Source organism: Ruegeria sp. BB10 (assembly GCF_056535725.1).
The window spans coordinates 911,808-926,815 of sequence record NZ_JBQFIW010000001.1 but is presented as its reverse complement, the minus strand read 5'-3'; the positions used below and the strand labels follow the sequence as shown (position 1 = coordinate 926,815).

The following is a 15,008-nucleotide window of genomic DNA, read 5'->3' as shown; positions in this document are numbered from 1 at the left end:
AAAAGAAAAAAGCGCCGTCTTAGAAACGGCGCTTTTGACAGAATTTACATCCGAAAACCGGCTTAGTTTATCAGCGTGGGCTTAGTCACGTTGCTTTTAGGCAGAACGCCCAGACGTCGTGCGACCTCGGAATAAGCATCAGTCAGATTGCCCAGATCGCGGCGGAACACGTCCTTGTCCAATTTCTGTCCGGTTTCGATATCCCATAGGCGGCAGCTGTCCGGGCTGATCTCGTCCGCGATAATTAGACGCTGATAGTCGCCGTCATAAACGCGGCCAATCTCAATCTTGAAATCGACCAGACGGATGCCCACGGCCAGCATCACGCCACTCAGGAAATCATTCACGCGCAGCGCCAGGCTCAGGATATCTTCCATGTCCTGCTGGCTGGCCCAGCCAAAGGCGGCAATGTGTTCCTCGGTTACCAGAGGATCACCCAGCGCATCATCCTTATAGCAGTATTCCACGATCGGGCGCGGTAACTGCGTTCCTTCGGCAATGCCAAGACGTTTCGACATCGTACCGGCGGCATAGTTGCGCACGATCACTTCCAGCGGCACGATCTCGCAGCTGCGCACTAACTGTTCGCGCATGTTGAGGCGGCGAATAAAGTGGGTCGGCACGCCGATCTGGGTCAGGCCGTTCATGAAGAACTCGCTCAGGCGGTTGTTCAGCACGCCCTTGCCGTCGATCACGTCCTTTTTCTCGGCGTTGAACGCGGTGGCATCATCCTTGAAATATTGCACGATGGTGCCCGGCTCTGGGCCTTCATACAGAATCTTAGCTTTACCTTCGTAGATTTTCTTGCGACGCGCCATAAGCGACCCTTCCAGTCTGGTAAGAGGGAATGAGTCCCCTCACGTTGGCGTCCTCATAGTGCAAGCCCCCCTTTCCCGCAAGTTCGCACACAAGAAAGACTTTGATACAACGCAAATCCCTTGCACGCGGCGTTCTGTATGGTCATATCAACATCAACGATATGTTACTCGAAGAGGTCCCCAACCTATGACGACGTTTGACGAACGCGAAAACGCATTTGAAGCCAAGTTTGCGCATGATGAAGAGATGCAGTTCAAGGCACAGGCCCGCTGCAACAAACTGCTTGGCCTATGGGCCGCGGAAAAGCTGGGCAAAACCGGTGACGAAGCGGAAGAATACGCCAAAGCCGTCGTGAAATCCGATTTTGAAGAAGCCGGTCACGAAGACGTTGTGCGCAAGGTTTCCGGCGATCTGGGTGCTTTGTCGTCTGACGATGAAATTCGCGCCAAGATGGCCGAGCTTCTGCCCGAAGCCAAGTCGCAGATTCTTAGCGAGACTGACTAAGGGCTTTTGCCCCACCTCATGATCTTCATGAGATTTATGAGTTTGCTTTGGCGTCCCGGTCATGAGACACGGGGCGCCTCTGTTATTATCAGGCCAATTGCGCCTTTTTCCGGACAACCCCAATGACAAATGCATTGACCGAACTTCTCAAAACCAAAGATGCCATTTTGGCAGACGGTGCAACTGGGACCAACCTGTTCAACATGGGTTTGCAATCGGGTGATGCGCCCGAATTGTGGAACGTGGACGCGCCGGGTAAGATCCGCGCTCTATATCAAAGCTCGGTGGACGCGGGCAGTGATCTTTTCCTGACCAATACTTTCGGGGGCACGTCAGCCCGGCTAAAACTGCATGATGCGCAAAACCGCGTGGCCGAGTTGAACCGGATCGGTGCCGAGTTGGGACGTGAGGTTGCTGACAAAGCCGGACGCCCGATCGTTGTGGCCGGATCGGTCGGCCCAACCGGCGAGATTCTGGTGCCCGTTGGCAGCCTGACCCATGCCGACGCCGTCGAAATGTTCCATGAACAGGCCGACGCGCTCAAGGCTGGTGGCGCCGATGTTGTGTGGCTGGAAACCATAAGCGCCCCTGAAGAATTCCGCGCCGCTGCCGAGGCGTTCGCCTTGGCCGATATGCCTTGGTGCGGCACCATGAGCTTTGACACCGCTGGGCGAACCATGATGGGTGTTACTTCGTCCGATCTGGCCCAACTGGTCGAAACCCTGCCCAACCCGCCGATTGCTTTCGGGGCCAACTGCGGCACCGGCGCGTCGGATATCCTGCGCACCGTTCTTGGCTTTGCCGCGCAAGGCACCGAGCGGCCCGTGATCTCGAAGGGCAATGCCGGTATTCCGAAATACGTGGATGGCCACATCCACTATGACGGGACGCCCGAGTTGATGGGTGAATACGCCGCCATGGCGCGTGATGCTGGGGCCACAATCATCGGCGGTTGCTGCGGCACCATGCCCGATCACCTGCGCAAGATGCGCGAAGCGTTGGACACAAAACCGCGCGGTTCACGCCCGACACTGGATCAGATCACCGATGCGTTGGGGCCGTTTACCTCGGCGTCGGATGGTACCGGCGACGATGCCAACGCGCCCGAACGGCGCACACGCCGCCGCCGTCGCGCCTGAACGGTTCAGCGCCCCTCGAATTTCGGGGGGCGTTTTTCCATGAAGGCGACGACGCCTTCGGCAAAATCACGGCTGCGCCCGCATTCCCCTTGTAAATGTGCTTCGGCGGCCAATTGCTGTGGCAGCGTTTTCTCATATGTCCCGCGGATGGCCTGTTTGATCGCGCCAAAACCGGCTGTGGGACCATTCGCCAGATAGGCTGCACGTTTGCGCCAATGGGCATCGAATGTGTCGTCGGACACTGCTTCCCAGATCAGACCCCATTCATCAGCCTGCCGCGCGCTGATCTTGTCCGCGAATAAGGCGGCCCCCATCGCTTTGGCAAACCCCATCTGACGCGGCATGAACCACGTACCGCCCGCATCCGGCAACAACCCGATCCGGGCGAACGCCTGCAGGAAGTATGCGCTTTCGGTGGCGATCACCACATCAGCGCACAGCGCAAGGTTTGCCCCTGCCCCGGCTGCTGGTCCGTTCACAGCCGCAATGGTGGGCACCGGGCAATCATAGATCGTTTCCAGCATCGGTTCATATTCATCACGCAGCGTGCGTTCTAAATCGACCTTGCCGGTGCTGGACGCATCACCCAGATCCTGTCCTGAACAAAAGGCGCTTCCCGCTCCGGTCAGAACGATCGCCCTTGCATGACGCGCCGCATGTTTCATTGCATGAGTAACTTCGGCCCGCATCTGCGCGGTCATCGCGTTCATCTTGTCGGGCCGGTTCAGGGTGACAACAGCCAAATCATCCGTGATGTCCAAAAGGATTGTTTCGTATTCCATGAACCTTCCCCCAATTCCAAACTTTTCGGAACCCTGACCGAAATGGAGGGGAAGGAAAAGATGAACGCGGGGTCAGTCTTCAAGAATCTGGCGCAAACGCTCTTTCTCAGCGTCGCTGAGCGTGTCCTTTTCACCCGTGACCTGAACCCGGGACCGTTTGCGCAGGAAACTCCAGCCCATGACGGCTGCGATCAACAACATGATCGGGCCCGCAAGCCACAGCATCAGATTCGATCCCGAAGTAGTTGGCTTCAGTAAGACATATTCGCCGTAGCGATCGACAATGAAAGCGATTGCCTCGTCATCCGTGTCCCCGGCCACCAGTCGCTCACGCAACAACAGGCGCAAGTCACGGGCCAGTTCGGCGTTGCTTTCGTCGATGCTCTCGTTGCGGCAAACCAGACAGCGAAGGCCGGTGCTAAGGTCGCGCGCCCGCTGTTCCAGCGCTGGATCGTCCAGCACTTCGTCCGGCTGTACGGCAAACAGGGGCGACGCGATGAGGGACAGGATCAGGACCAGACGTTTCATTCCGCAGGTACTCCGCCCGATGGCGCCTTGCGCGCACCTGCCGCCACACGGAACCGGCGGTCCGACAGGCTGAGCAGCCCGCCCAGAGCCATCAGGATACACCCACCCCAGATCCAGTTGGCCAGCGGCTTGATATAGGTCCGCATGACCCAGCCACCATCCGCTTGCTGATCGCCGATTACCACGTAAAGATCCCCCAGGAACCGATAATCAATTGCAGCTTCGGTCGTGGGCATCCGTGCCACTGGGTAATCGCGCTTTTCAGGATGCAATGTTCCCATAGGCCGTCCATGCTTTTCGATCCGAACGTCAGCAGTGGTCGAGAAATAGTTTGGCCCTTCCACAAGCCGGACGTCTTCCAAGGTCAGAGTAAACTGCCCCACCTCGAACGGCTGACCTGGTTGTGCAACACGAATGTCTTCGACCTCCCACGCGGTCAACCCGGCGATGGCGAACATGGTCACGCCCATACCTGTATGAGCAACGGCCTTGCCCCAATCCGCACCGGGCAAACGAAACAGACGTTTCAGATTGCCTTTGCGGCCCGTACGGCTCCACAAATCAACCGCCGCGCCAAAGGTGATCCACGCGCCCAGGAACAGCCCAACCGGACCCAGCGCACTGCGCCCTGTTTGAATTGCCCAGACCAGCAATGCCAGCGCAACGGCCAGAACAAAGGCATAGCGCAGCGAATAGGCAGTTTTGCCAAGCTTGCCGCGCTTCCACGGCAACATCGCACCCACTGGCAATGCAATCCCTAACGCCACCATGAAGGGCGTAAATGCCGAATTGAAGAACGGCGCGCCGACCGAGAGTTTGCGGTCAAAGGCCATCTCAGCCACCATCGGCCACATTGTTCCGACGAATACGACGAAACAGCTGACGGCCAGCAGGATATTGTTCAACACCAGCGCGCTTTCTCGGCTAACCATACCAAAAACGCCTTTGGCCTCCATCGCTTGCGCCCGCGCGGCAAACAGGGTCAGCGCGCCGCCGATGAAGATCACGAGGATAATCAGGATGAACACGCCACGCTCGGGGTCATTGGCAAACGCATGGACCGAAGTCAGAAGGCCCGAACGCACAATGAAGGTACCAATCAGCGAAAAGCCAAAAGCAATGATTGCCAGCAGGATCGTCCAGCTTTTCAACGACTCGCGTTTTTCCACGACGATGGCCGAATGCAACAGCGCAGCGGCCAGCAGCCATGGCATGAACGAGGCATTTTCGACAGGATCCCAGAACCAGAACCCGCCCCAGCCGAGCTCGTAATAGGCCCACCAGGACCCCAGCGCGATACCGATGGTTAGAAACACCCAAGCCGCCAGCGTCCATGGGCGTACCCAACGGCCCCACGCGGCGTCTACGCGCCCTTCGATCAGGGCGGCGACGGCAAAGCTGAACGCCATGCTCAGCCCCACATAGCCCAAATACAGAAACGGCGGATGAAAGGCCAAACCGGGGTCTTGCAGCAACGGGTTTAGATCGCGCCCGTCAAAGGGGGCCACGATCAGCCGGTCAAACGGGTTCGAGGTGAATAGGATAAACGCGAAAAACGCCACCCCAATTGCCCCTTGCACCGCCAATACCCGCGCCTTCAAAGTCGGCGGCAAACCGCCCCCAAAAAACGCGGCCATCGCGCCAAACAACGACACGATAAGAACCCACAACAGCATCGAGCCTTCGTGGTTACCCCATGTTCCGCTGATCTTGTACAACATTGGTTTGGCCGAGTGACTGTTTTCAACCACGATCCTCAGCGAGAAATCGGACGTCACAAAGGCCCAGACCAGCGCACCGAACGAAAAGGCAACCATCGTAAATTGAATGATTGCCGCCGGTTCAGCGAAATTCATCCAGCTAGGCCAGCGTTTCGCTGCGCCTATCAGTGGAACCACCGATTGCACGATGGCAACCAGAAAAGCGAGGATCAGGGCAAAGTGGCCAAGTTCGGTAATCATGGCCCGGGTATATTCCTGTTCCGGGGCAAGCACCAATCACTTTCGCCCCTTTGGGGCGAGCATAGTGTCGCGGTTTAGGCCACGCGATTGCGTCGCCAATCCTCAAGCGCCGGATTTGCATCAGGACGGCCTGCTTTTTCCGCCAACGCGGCGTCCGTTCCGGGATTTGCTGCGCCGACAGCGTCGCCATGCATTGCCTTCAGGGCTTGCAGGTTTTCTAAAACCTGAGGCGTGCGCTGCATCATTGCGGTGATCTCTCGCTGCAGGTCTTGCACCTTGGCCTGATGACGCGCGCCGAAATAGAAGGACACAATCACCCCCAGCAACCACCACAGGGGTTCCGGTACCAGGGCAATCCCCTGCATTCGGGCCGCAAACCACAGCGGATCGACCATCGCCGCGACAAACAAACCCAAAGTACCAAGTGCCATAGCCGGTCGCGGCAGACGGTTGAGCCCATCCATGAACCGGTCAAACGCGCCCTTATTAGGGCCCTCAAATTCACCGCCGAACTGAACCATCGCCTGATGTTGCAAAGCCAGGCCACGCTCGGCCCCATTTTCAGCGTTTTCTCGAAAAATTTCAGCAGTTTCCCGCACGACATTACGGTCGCCGCCAAACAAAAACGTCAACACGTCCGAGATCAAACCCATCCTGAAACCCTCGCTTGAAATTCCGCGTCACTCAGGTGGTAAGTCGGCGAAACAAATTCCTCGGCCCGGCGAATCCAACCGCCCTTGCGGCCCGCCCGAGTACGGGCATATTTGCGTGACGCAGGCCGATGATCTGCCAGACGGAAATAGTAGTTCCGCCGCGCCACACCGTACGCATCCCTGAGTGCATCCGGATCGGGGTCAGCCGCATCCCGGCAGGCCCGCGCGGTTTTGGGACCAATTGCCCCATCAACCACGATTTCGAACCCCATATCGCGCAACAGACGTTGCAGGATTTTGACCGCGTGACTGCCAGCGTTGACATACATGTCAAAAACCGAAGCCCGCAATTCGTGCGGCAAGAGGTCCAACCGCGGTTGTTCAAAATAATGCTGCACGAAAATATCAATGGCCTGAGATTTGCTGAGCATCCGAACATCGGTGCGGTTGATTATCCCGTCACCTGAAAGATCAAGCCCAAGACGCCGCATCGTGTGAATGGTCACCCCGTATTTCGTCGCGCCACCGGGATCGTCCGAATCGTCCACAAAGCCACCTTCTCGCGCCACGATCTCAGTTGCAATCTGTCGCACCGTCTGCATCGCACCCTCCGCCTGCCGTTGACCAAACGCTGAGGCTAACCGGTTAATTTGGCGCAATGAAAAAGGGCGCTGCATGCGCAACGCCCATCAGTTCTTGCTTGTCAGCTAAGGTAAATCAGCTTTCACCAGCCTCTTTGTAAACACCCTGTTCTTTCAGGGCGTCGACCACCTCTTTCGGCATGTACGTTTCGTCGTGTTTTGCAAGAATTTCTGTGGCTTCGAATACACCGTTCACGTAAGAACCCGTCCCTACCATGCCCTGGTTTTCCGCAAATAGATCCGGCAGAACCCCGGTAAACGCCACCGGCACACTTTCACCGCCATCGGTCACGACGAAACGCACCGTCTCGCCCTGCCCGCGAATGATCGAGCCTTCCTCGACCAGACCGCCGATACGAAACACTTCTGTCGGTTTCGGGGGTTCAGCAATCACCTGACTGGGAGAGCGGAAAAAGTTAATGCCATCGCGCATCGCAAACCCAATCAACCCCGTCGCCAAGACCAAAGCCACGACGGCCAGAAGAATGACTTGTACTCGACGACGTTTCTTGAGCGTTTTCATACCGTCCTCACGGGAATAGCGGGGCCATCATCAGCCCCCGGGTTTCATCTTCACCTAACATCAGGTTGGCGTTCTGCAAGGCTTGGCCGCTGCTACCTTTTGTCAGGTTATCCAATGCGCCGATCACGATGGCGCGGCGTTCGATCCGATCGCCGACAACACCGATATGGCAGAAATTCGAACCGCGCACATGGTGGGTCGAAGGTATTTCGCCGAACGGCAACATCTGAATAAAGGGTTCATCTTCATAGGCTTTGGCAAGTGTCTCATAAACACTTGCCGAGTCCCCTTTGACGTAAGTCGTCGCAAGAATTCCCCGGTTAGCCGGGATCAGGTGCGGCGTGAACTGCACATGCACCGTACGCCCCGCCAGTGCCGAGAATTCCTGATCGAACTCACCCAGATGCCGGTGCGTACCGCCAACGGCATACGCATTGTAGCCTTCGCTGAGCTCCGCATGCAGCAGATTTTCCTTCAGTGACCGGCCTGCGCCCGAAACGGCGCATTTCAGATCCAGCACGATATCATCCAAATCGATAACACCTGCAGAAATCAACGGGCGCAGCACATACTGACCCGTCGCTGCATTACACCCGGTTCCCGCGACCAACCGCGCATTGCGGATTTCATCCCGGTAGAACTCGGTCAGGCCATAGACGGCCTCTTCCTGCTGTTGCAGTGCGGCGTGCGGGTTTCCGTACCATTTTTCGTATTCGTCCGGGTCCCGCAGGCGGAAGTCTGCAGACAAATCGACAATCTTCAGGTTTTTTGGCAGGTCACGAATGACCTCTTGGCTGGTTTTGTGTGGCAAGGCGCAGAAACACAGGTCGATCTGCGAAAAGTCGATCTCAGAGATCTTGCACAGGTCTGGCAAATCCATGTGGCGCAGATGCGGAAAGACCTGTGCCATTGACATGCCGGCCTTCCGCTCGGCGGCCAGGGCAGTGATTTCCATATTCGGGTGCTCGGCGATCAGCCGCACCAGTTCGGCGCCGGTATAGCCGGATGCGCCCAAAATTGCGATTTTATGGGTCATGTCAGACCTCTTGTTCCAGTGTGTCACAAATCACGACCGCCGATGTGACGGTCTTCAAATAAAGGAGAGTGTGCAGCAGCGTCCTTGACCTAAGTCAGGCAGCTTCGAACGAAATCTGTCGTCGGAGGAACTGCGTCGCCCGGTCGCTGACAAAATTTGGCTTTCCAGTCGTCAAGAAGCCGCCCTTGCCTTCACCCTGCATGTTGGGGTGACGTTTAAGGTAATCCCCAAGACTTTCAGCAACCAAGGCGCCCTGACTGTAAACCTGAACATCCGGGCCCAAGGCGGCCTGAAAGGTTTCCGCCATCAACGGGTAATGCGTGCAACCCAGAATGGCTGCTTGCGGTTCTGGCATTTTCCGTTTCAGCGCATCCACATGGCTGCGTACCAGTGCCTCGGCCAAGATCATGTCGCCGTCTTCGATGGCATCAACCACGCCGCCGCACGCTTGCGCCTCGACGTCCACGCCGATGGCTCGGAACGCCAGCTCTCGCTGGAAGGCTCGGCTAGACACCGTTGCGGGCGTGGCAAACAAAGCAACGTGCTTTACGGCAACCTCACGCGGAGGGCTGTTGTCGCCCCACTGCCGCTCAGTCAATGCCTCGATCAAAGGCACAAAGACTCCCAGGACACGCTTACCGGCAGGCACACCTTCTTCCTGCATCCGACGCAGCGCGGCGGCGCTGGCGGTGTTACAGGCCAGAATCACCAGATCGCAGCCACGGTCCCACAAGTTGTAAACAGCGTGCCGTGTTAGATCATAGATGTTCTCGGCGTCCCGCACGCCATAGGGCGCATGCGCGCTGTCCGCAAAGTACAGAAAATCCACGTCCGGCAGACGTTTCTGCGCGGCGTCAAGAACGGTTAAACCGCCCAAACCAGAATCAAAAATGCCTACTGCCATTAGCCTCTTTAGGCGCGATGCCGTTCCTCGAATTCATAGCCGTAATCATAAGATTTCAGCGGCGTTGGGGACAGCTCATACGTGGCTTTGCGCAAGAAATCCATCATCTTGCGCGTATCCGTGGCCAATGGGTCCAGAACGTCGCGCCCGATGGGCTCTCCGATCACCACTTTGACAGGCGTATCCACGCGTTTTTTGAACTCTTTGATCAGCAGTCCCATGCGTAAAGTATTGTGCAAATGACTGGCGATCTGGAACAAGCGCGACGTGTGGCCGTCAAAGAAGACCGGCACTACAGTGGCGTTCGATTTGGCCACCATTCTTGCCGTGAATCCACGCCAGCCCGGATCCATCGGGTGTGAAAAGGGTTTGAGCCCGGTGCTGACCGTACCACCCGGAAATATCCCGATGGCTCCGCCCTCGCCCAAATATTTCAACGCCGCTTTGCGCGTCTCAAGGTTCTGCCTCATCGCCTCTTTGGTTTCATCAAACGAAATCGGCAGGACGATCTTGTTCAGATCCTCGGCTTTGCGAAACACGTGATTGGCCAAAATTCGGAAATCGCCACGTGTCTGAGACAGGATGTGACCCATCATCAACCCGTCCAGAATACCGTAAGGATGATTGGCAATCAGAATCAGAGGCCCGGTCGTCGGAATATTCGTCAACGAACCGTCGACAATATCCAGTGACAGACCATAGCGACCCACCATGACCGACCAAAAGTCGCGCCCTTTGGCGACCTCTTTCTCATACCCGTCTGCGCGCTTGATCAGGCGCAAACGCCCAGTGGTGTTCTCCATCAGCTTGATCACCATCCGCCCCCCTTTGGTTGCGGCGGAATAGGCATAGGATATGTCGCGAGCGATATGGCGGCGCGAGGGCATACGACTCTCCGAGGTTTGCGGCCAGCAAGATAAGTATAAGCGGCAATTTTGCCTAGGTTTCGTGACAATCCCGTTACGGTTTATTCGGCGGCAGCGCGCAGCTCTGGCCCTCCGTTCCGTATAGTGGCCAGTAATTCCTCGCGCCGCTTGGCCGCCTTGGCCTCGTTGGCCTGCAACACCGGCCCGAACCCGCGAATGTCCAGCGGCAGTTGCGCCAGCGCAATTACTGCGTCGCGAGTCTGAGGTGTAACAAGAGGTTTTATCTCATTGAGATCATTTTCATATTGCTTGATCAACGCGCGTTCCATCCGCCGTTCTGCACTGTAACCAAAAATATCCAGAGGTGTTCCCCGCAGTGACTTCAACCGCGTGAGCAGTTTCATCGGCTTCAAAATCCACTCACCGAAGGAACGTTTGCGCGGACGCCCGTCAGCACCAGTTCCGCCAAGGATGGGCGGGGCCAGATGAAAGGTCATTTTGAAATCCCCGTCAAACTCAGCCACGGCTTTTGCGCGGCTGTCCAACATCAACCGAGCAACCTCGTATTCATCCTTGTAAGACAACAACTTATGATAGCCTTTTGCCACGGCTTCGCGGATTGCTTCATCATCAAACATATCCACCATTTTGCGATATCGTTTGGCCAACCGACCGCTTTGATACGCTGTCAGGTGCTGCACACGATAGTCGATCTTTTGCTCCAAAGATCTTGGCATATCTGACACGTTAGGCTCTAAAATACCTGCAACCTCCTGCGAGTGCAGAACCGCCCAACGCCCAATGTCAAAAGCACGCTTGTTGCGCTCGACCGCAGTTCCATTCAGTTCGATGGCCTGAATTACGGCATCATGGCTGATGGGCAGCAAGCCGTTCTGCCAGGCCGCACCAAAAACCATCATGTTGGAATAGATCGAGTCGCCCATCACCGCGCGCGCCAGATCGGTTGCGTCAAACAGTGAGACGTCATCCTTCAACCGCGCCTGCAAGGCCAGTTCAAGCCGGTCACCCGGAATACGGAAATCGGTATCGCGGGTGAAATCTCCGGTCACCGTCTCATGATTGTTGATCACGGCCCCGGTTTGACCCGCGCGCGTCAGACCCAGCGTCTTGGCCCCGGCAGAGACAACCAGATCGCCACCGATCAGTGCATGTGCCTCACCTGTGGCAACACGAATGGCGCTGATATCCTCGGGTCGATTGGCCAGGCGACAATGGATATGCACGGCACCACCTTTTTGAGCAAGGCCTGCCATCTCCATCATTCCGGCGCCTTTACCGTCGATCTGTGCCGCCTGTGCCAGAATCGCACCCAGTGTCACCACACCTGTGCCACCAACACCAGTGATCACCACGTTATGTGTCCCTTTGATTTCAGGCAGCACTGGTTCAGGTAGATCCGGTAGATCGATATCGGTGGTTGCTTCCTTGCGGATTTTTGCACCTTCCAAGGTTACGAACGACGGGCAAAACCCGTTGAGGCAAGAGAAATCCTTGTTGCAGCTTGATTGATCAATAGCCCGTTTGCGACCGAACTCCGTCTCTTTCGGCACAATCGAGACGCAGTTCGATTGCACGCCGCAATCGCCGCATCCCTCGCAAATGTCAGTATTGATGAATACGCGCTTATCGGGGTCAGGAAACTCACCTCGTTTGCGCCGACGCCGTTTTTCGGCCGCGCAGGTTTGGATGTAGACGATGACCGAAACACCCTCGGTCTCGCGGAACTGTTCTTGTACCCGCATCAAATCCGCGCGCTCAAAGGTTTCCACACCAGCAGGCATCGCCTTGAAATTCACATCTTCCTTTTCATCATAGACTACGGCCACGTTCTGCACGCCCATAGCCTTGACCTCTGCAACAATCCGTTCCGCCGACAGTCCGCCCTCGTTTTCCTGGCCGCCGGTCATGGCGACAGCGTCGTTGAACAGGATTTTGAAAGTGATGTTGGTGCCCGCAGCCAACGCCGCCCGGATCGCCTGCACACCGGAATGGTTATACGTCCCGTCACCAAGGTTCTGGAACACGTGCTTGGTGGTCGAAAATGGCGCTTCGCCGATCCAGTTTGCGCCCTCACCCCCCATCTGCGTGAACCCGGTGGTCTCGCGGTCCATCCATTGCACCATATAATGACAGCCAATACCCGCGTAGGCGCGACTGCCGTCGGGCAACCTGGTAGAACTGTTATGCGGACAGCCCGAACAGAAATACGGCAGACGAGTCGCGATTTCTTCGGCGTTGTCGGCTCGGCGGGCCTCGGACAGTTTGGCCAAACCGGCGCGGACGCCTTCTGTGTCGTGGCCCTCTTCGATCAGAATCTCACCCAGCTTCTCGGCGATCATATTCGGATCAAGCGCACCACGGGTCGGAAACAGTTCCTCGCGATGCAGAGTCCCGGCCCCACCCTTGTACCAGCCATAAACCCGGCGTCCGCGACGGTCGTCAAAGATGGCTTCTTTGACCTGAACCTCGATCAATTTTCGCTTTTCTTCAACGATAACAATCAGGTCCAGTCCCTCAGCCCAGTCGTGAAATCCAGTCATATCCAATGGGAAAGTCTGGCCGATCTTGTAGGTTGTGATCCCCAACCGTTCAGCCTCATCCGCGTCGATGTTCAGCAATGACATGGCATGGGACAGATCCAGCCAGTTCTTGCCGGCCGCGACAAACCCGATCTTGGCGCCGGGTTTGCCCCACACACGCTTGTCCATCTTGTTGGCGTGCGAGAACATCTCGGCCGCGAAACGTTTGTGGTCGATGATCCGCCCTTCTTGCAGGTGCGGCGTGTCGCCCAAACGTATGTTCAATCCGCCCTCGGGCATGTCGAACTCGGGCACGACAAGCTTCATCCGGTCAGCACTGCCATCAACGACCGACGTGACCTCAATCGTGTCCTTCATCGTCTTCAGGCCAACCCAAAGCCCCGAAAACCGGCTGAGCGCGAAACCGTAAACGCCATAGTCTAAAATCTCTTGCACACCCGCAGGGCTGACAATTGGCATGTACATATCAACCAAAGACCATTCCGACTGATGCAGAACGGTCGAGCTTTCGCCAGTATGGTCATCACCCATCGCCACCAGCACGCCGCCATGTTTGGCCGTACCCGCCATATTTGCGTGGCGCATCACGTCACCGGACCGGTCTACACCCGGCCCCTTGCCGTACCAGAGACCGAAAACACCATCGAACCGCCCATCCCCGCGCAGTCCAGCCTGCTGGCTGCCCCAAAGCGCTGTGGCGGCTAGGTCCTCGTTCAAACCGTACTGGAATGTGATGTCGCTTTCAGTCAGCTGTTTCTGTGCCCGCGTCATCTGTAGGTCCACCGCGCCCAGCGGTGAGCCGCGGTACCCGGTCACCAATCCAGCTGTATTCAGTCCTGCCTGCGTATCCCGGGACTTTTGCATCAGCATCAGGCGAACCAGCGCCTGCGTGCCGTTCAAAAGAATTGGATTCTTATCCAGATCGTAACGATCATTTAGCGATATTTGCGGCTGACTCATCAAACGCCTCCCCACGTCAGATCAGTGTGCTATATATTTCTACATTTTAGGTCATAAATTCTGACCTGCATAGGGTTTATCCCCTGAAACCTAAGGATTTCACCGTTTGAATGTAGAAGTTGCTACCTATTTCATATAGGCAGTTCGAAAGATAACGAAAGTTGCGGCGATGGATTGGGACAAGCTTAGAATATTTCACGCAGTTGCGGATGCAGGCAGCCTGACTCATGCGGGTGACAAGCTAAACTTGTCGCAATCGGCCGTCAGCCGACAGATCAGAGCGTTGGAAGAGTCGCTTGATTCGACGCTGTTCCACCGCCACGCGCGCGGGTTGATCCTGACAGAACAGGGCGAGTTGTTGTTTGACGCAACCTCGGCCATGACAAAACGTCTGGACGCTGCTGCTGCGCGCATTCGCGACAGCGAAGAAGAAGTGTTTGGCGTTCTGCGCGTCACAACTACGTACGGCTTTGGCACGCTTTGGCTGGCACCGCGCCTGCCGAAACTGTACGACCAGTTCCCCGATCTCAATATCGACCTGATGCTGGAAGAGCGCGTGCTAGACCTGCCCATGCGCGAGGCTGATGTCGCCATCCGCATGAAAGAGCCCAGCCAGGCCGATCTGGTCCGCAAACGCCTGATGACCGTGCAGATGCAGCTGTATGCGACGCAGGAATACATCGATACCCATGGCGGTATGCTGAAATCTTTGGACGAAATCAAAAATCACCGGCTGATCTGTCAGACACCTTCAGCACCGCAAGTTGGTGCGGGAGCTGCGATGGTGCGCCATCTGATGACGTACAATCCAGGATCCCTGCTGACCGTGAACAATTATTTTGGTGTGCTTCAGGGTGTGCTGCATAACTTGGGTATTGGCGTCCTGCCGGACTACGTTACCCAAGGGCTTCCCAATGTCGCGCCGATCCTGTCGGATATCGAAAGTGCGGATGTTCCCGTATACCTCGCCTATCCCGAGGAACTGCGCCATTCCAAGCGCGTCGCGGCCTTCCGTGACTTTGTTCAGGATGAGATCATAACGCAGCGCAAACAATTGAAGCAGATGGGAAAACTCTAGCTATGCACCACTGGCATAGCGGGGTTGATCAGCAATCATTCTGAAATCTCTTG

14 protein-coding genes are annotated in these 15,008 nt (G+C 56.6%); 3 read left to right on the top strand and 11 right to left on the bottom strand.

What is annotated here, in order from left to right; all coding sequences use genetic code 11:
• Nucleotides 1-62: 62 nt before the first annotated feature.
• The gene (purC, locus tag ACR3EP_RS04610) at nucleotides 63-818 is read right to left on the bottom strand and encodes a phosphoribosylaminoimidazolesuccinocarboxamide synthase (RefSeq protein WP_170358332.1); all 756 of its coding nucleotides are present in this window, start codon (nucleotides 816-818) and stop codon (nucleotides 63-65) included.
• Between the two features lie 187 nt (nucleotides 819-1,005).
• On the opposite strand from purC, the gene ACR3EP_RS04605 reads away from it, so the two are divergent.
• Nucleotides 1,006-1,323: a DUF1476 domain-containing protein gene (locus tag ACR3EP_RS04605; protein WP_170348609.1), complete on the top strand. Its 318-nt coding sequence runs from the start codon at nucleotides 1,006-1,008 to the stop codon at nucleotides 1,321-1,323.
• Nucleotides 1,324-1,445: 122 nt separating this feature from the next.
• Nucleotides 1,446-2,462 carry a betaine--homocysteine S-methyltransferase gene (gene bmt, locus ACR3EP_RS04600; RefSeq protein WP_480636549.1) on the top strand — a complete coding sequence of 339 codons (1,017 nt, stop codon included), beginning with the start codon at nucleotides 1,446-1,448 and terminating at the stop codon, nucleotides 2,460-2,462.
• A 5-nt stretch (nucleotides 2,463-2,467) separates the two neighbouring features.
• Here bmt and ACR3EP_RS04595 read toward each other — a convergent pair whose 3' ends face one another.
• From ACR3EP_RS04595 to ACR3EP_RS04550, 10 genes are all read right to left on the bottom strand, one after another.
• Entirely contained in the window at nucleotides 2,468-3,244 is a 777-nt protein-coding gene (locus tag ACR3EP_RS04595; RefSeq protein ID WP_170348607.1) for an enoyl-CoA hydratase-related protein, read from the bottom strand.
• 72 nt (nucleotides 3,245-3,316) lie between these two features.
• Entirely contained in the window at nucleotides 3,317-3,772 is a 456-nt protein-coding gene (locus ACR3EP_RS04590) for a cytochrome c-type biogenesis protein (RefSeq protein ID WP_170409726.1), read from the bottom strand.
• Entirely contained in the window at nucleotides 3,769-5,733 is a 1,965-nt protein-coding gene (locus tag ACR3EP_RS04585; RefSeq protein ID WP_480636547.1) for a heme lyase CcmF/NrfE family subunit, read from the bottom strand. The genes ACR3EP_RS04590 and ACR3EP_RS04585 overlap by 4 nt, the downstream gene beginning before the upstream one ends.
• 74 nt (nucleotides 5,734-5,807) lie before the next feature.
• Nucleotides 5,808-6,386 carry a holin family protein gene (locus ACR3EP_RS04580; protein ID WP_480636545.1) on the bottom strand — a complete coding sequence of 193 codons (579 nt, stop codon included), beginning with the start codon at nucleotides 6,384-6,386 and terminating at the stop codon, nucleotides 5,808-5,810.
• Complete coding sequence (locus tag ACR3EP_RS04575; protein WP_480636543.1) at nucleotides 6,377-6,988, bottom strand: holin-associated N-acetylmuramidase; 612 nt, start codon at nucleotides 6,986-6,988, stop codon at nucleotides 6,377-6,379. The genes ACR3EP_RS04580 and ACR3EP_RS04575 overlap by 10 nt, the downstream gene beginning before the upstream one ends.
• A gap of 115 nt (nucleotides 6,989-7,103) precedes the next feature.
• Nucleotides 7,104-7,550: a cytochrome c maturation protein CcmE gene (gene ccmE, locus ACR3EP_RS04570; RefSeq protein WP_170348602.1), complete on the bottom strand. Its 447-nt coding sequence runs from the start codon at nucleotides 7,548-7,550 to the stop codon at nucleotides 7,104-7,106.
• A gap of 7 nt (nucleotides 7,551-7,557) precedes the next feature.
• Nucleotides 7,558-8,586 (bottom strand): N-acetyl-gamma-glutamyl-phosphate reductase, encoded by a 1,029-nt coding sequence (gene argC, locus ACR3EP_RS04565; protein WP_480636541.1) that lies wholly within the window; start codon nucleotides 8,584-8,586, stop codon nucleotides 7,558-7,560.
• Nucleotides 8,587-8,680: 94 nt separating this feature from the next.
• Complete coding sequence (locus tag ACR3EP_RS04560) at nucleotides 8,681-9,490, bottom strand: glutamate racemase (protein WP_480636540.1); 810 nt, start codon at nucleotides 9,488-9,490, stop codon at nucleotides 8,681-8,683.
• 8 nt (nucleotides 9,491-9,498) lie between these two features.
• A complete protein-coding gene (locus ACR3EP_RS04555; protein ID WP_480636538.1) occupies nucleotides 9,499-10,377 on the bottom strand; it encodes a lysophospholipid acyltransferase family protein in 879 nt (292 codons plus the stop codon).
• A gap of 80 nt (nucleotides 10,378-10,457) precedes the next feature.
• Complete coding sequence (locus ACR3EP_RS04550) at nucleotides 10,458-13,877, bottom strand: indolepyruvate ferredoxin oxidoreductase family protein (RefSeq protein WP_480636536.1); 3,420 nt, start codon at nucleotides 13,875-13,877, stop codon at nucleotides 10,458-10,460.
• A gap of 169 nt (nucleotides 13,878-14,046) precedes the next feature.
• Between ACR3EP_RS04550 and ACR3EP_RS04545 the strand changes: the two genes are divergently transcribed.
• A complete protein-coding gene (locus ACR3EP_RS04545; RefSeq protein ID WP_170348597.1) occupies nucleotides 14,047-14,955 on the top strand; it encodes a LysR family transcriptional regulator in 909 nt (302 codons plus the stop codon).
• Nucleotides 14,956-15,008 lie beyond the last annotated feature (53 nt).

What these genes read in the sequence shown, in the direction of transcription:
- ACR3EP_RS04575 (WP_480636543.1), bottom strand. Translation starts at nt 6,988, where the DNA reads ATGCAGACGGTGCGACAGATTGCAACTGAGATCGTGGCGCGAGAAGGT.
- ACR3EP_RS04605 (WP_170348609.1), top strand. Translation starts at nt 1,006, where the DNA reads ATGACGACGTTTGACGAACGCGAAAACGCATTTGAAGCCAAGTTTGCG.
- argC (WP_480636541.1), bottom strand. Translation starts at nt 8,586, where the DNA reads ATGACCCATAAAATCGCAATTTTGGGCGCATCCGGCTATACCGGCGCC.
- ACR3EP_RS04550 (WP_480636536.1), bottom strand. Translation starts at nt 13,877, where the DNA reads ATGAGTCAGCCGCAAATATCGCTAAATGATCGTTACGATCTGGATAAG.
- ACR3EP_RS04590 (WP_170409726.1), bottom strand. Translation starts at nt 3,772, where the DNA reads ATGAAACGTCTGGTCCTGATCCTGTCCCTCATCGCGTCGCCCCTGTTT.
- bmt (WP_480636549.1), top strand. Translation starts at nt 1,446, where the DNA reads ATGACAAATGCATTGACCGAACTTCTCAAAACCAAAGATGCCATTTTG.
- ACR3EP_RS04545 (WP_170348597.1), top strand. Translation starts at nt 14,047, where the DNA reads ATGGATTGGGACAAGCTTAGAATATTTCACGCAGTTGCGGATGCAGGC.
- ACR3EP_RS04560 (WP_480636540.1), bottom strand. Translation starts at nt 9,490, where the DNA reads ATGGCAGTAGGCATTTTTGATTCTGGTTTGGGCGGTTTAACCGTTCTT.
- ACR3EP_RS04555 (WP_480636538.1), bottom strand. Translation starts at nt 10,377, where the DNA reads ATGCCCTCGCGCCGCCATATCGCTCGCGACATATCCTATGCCTATTCC.
- ACR3EP_RS04595 (WP_170348607.1), bottom strand. Translation starts at nt 3,244, where the DNA reads ATGGAATACGAAACAATCCTTTTGGACATCACGGATGATTTGGCTGTT.
- ACR3EP_RS04585 (WP_480636547.1), bottom strand. Translation starts at nt 5,733, where the DNA reads ATGATTACCGAACTTGGCCACTTTGCCCTGATCCTCGCTTTTCTGGTT.
- ACR3EP_RS04580 (WP_480636545.1), bottom strand. Translation starts at nt 6,386, where the DNA reads ATGGGTTTGATCTCGGACGTGTTGACGTTTTTGTTTGGCGGCGACCGT.
- purC (WP_170358332.1), bottom strand. Translation starts at nt 818, where the DNA reads ATGGCGCGTCGCAAGAAAATCTACGAAGGTAAAGCTAAGATTCTGTAT.
- ccmE (WP_170348602.1), bottom strand. Translation starts at nt 7,550, where the DNA reads ATGAAAACGCTCAAGAAACGTCGTCGAGTACAAGTCATTCTTCTGGCC.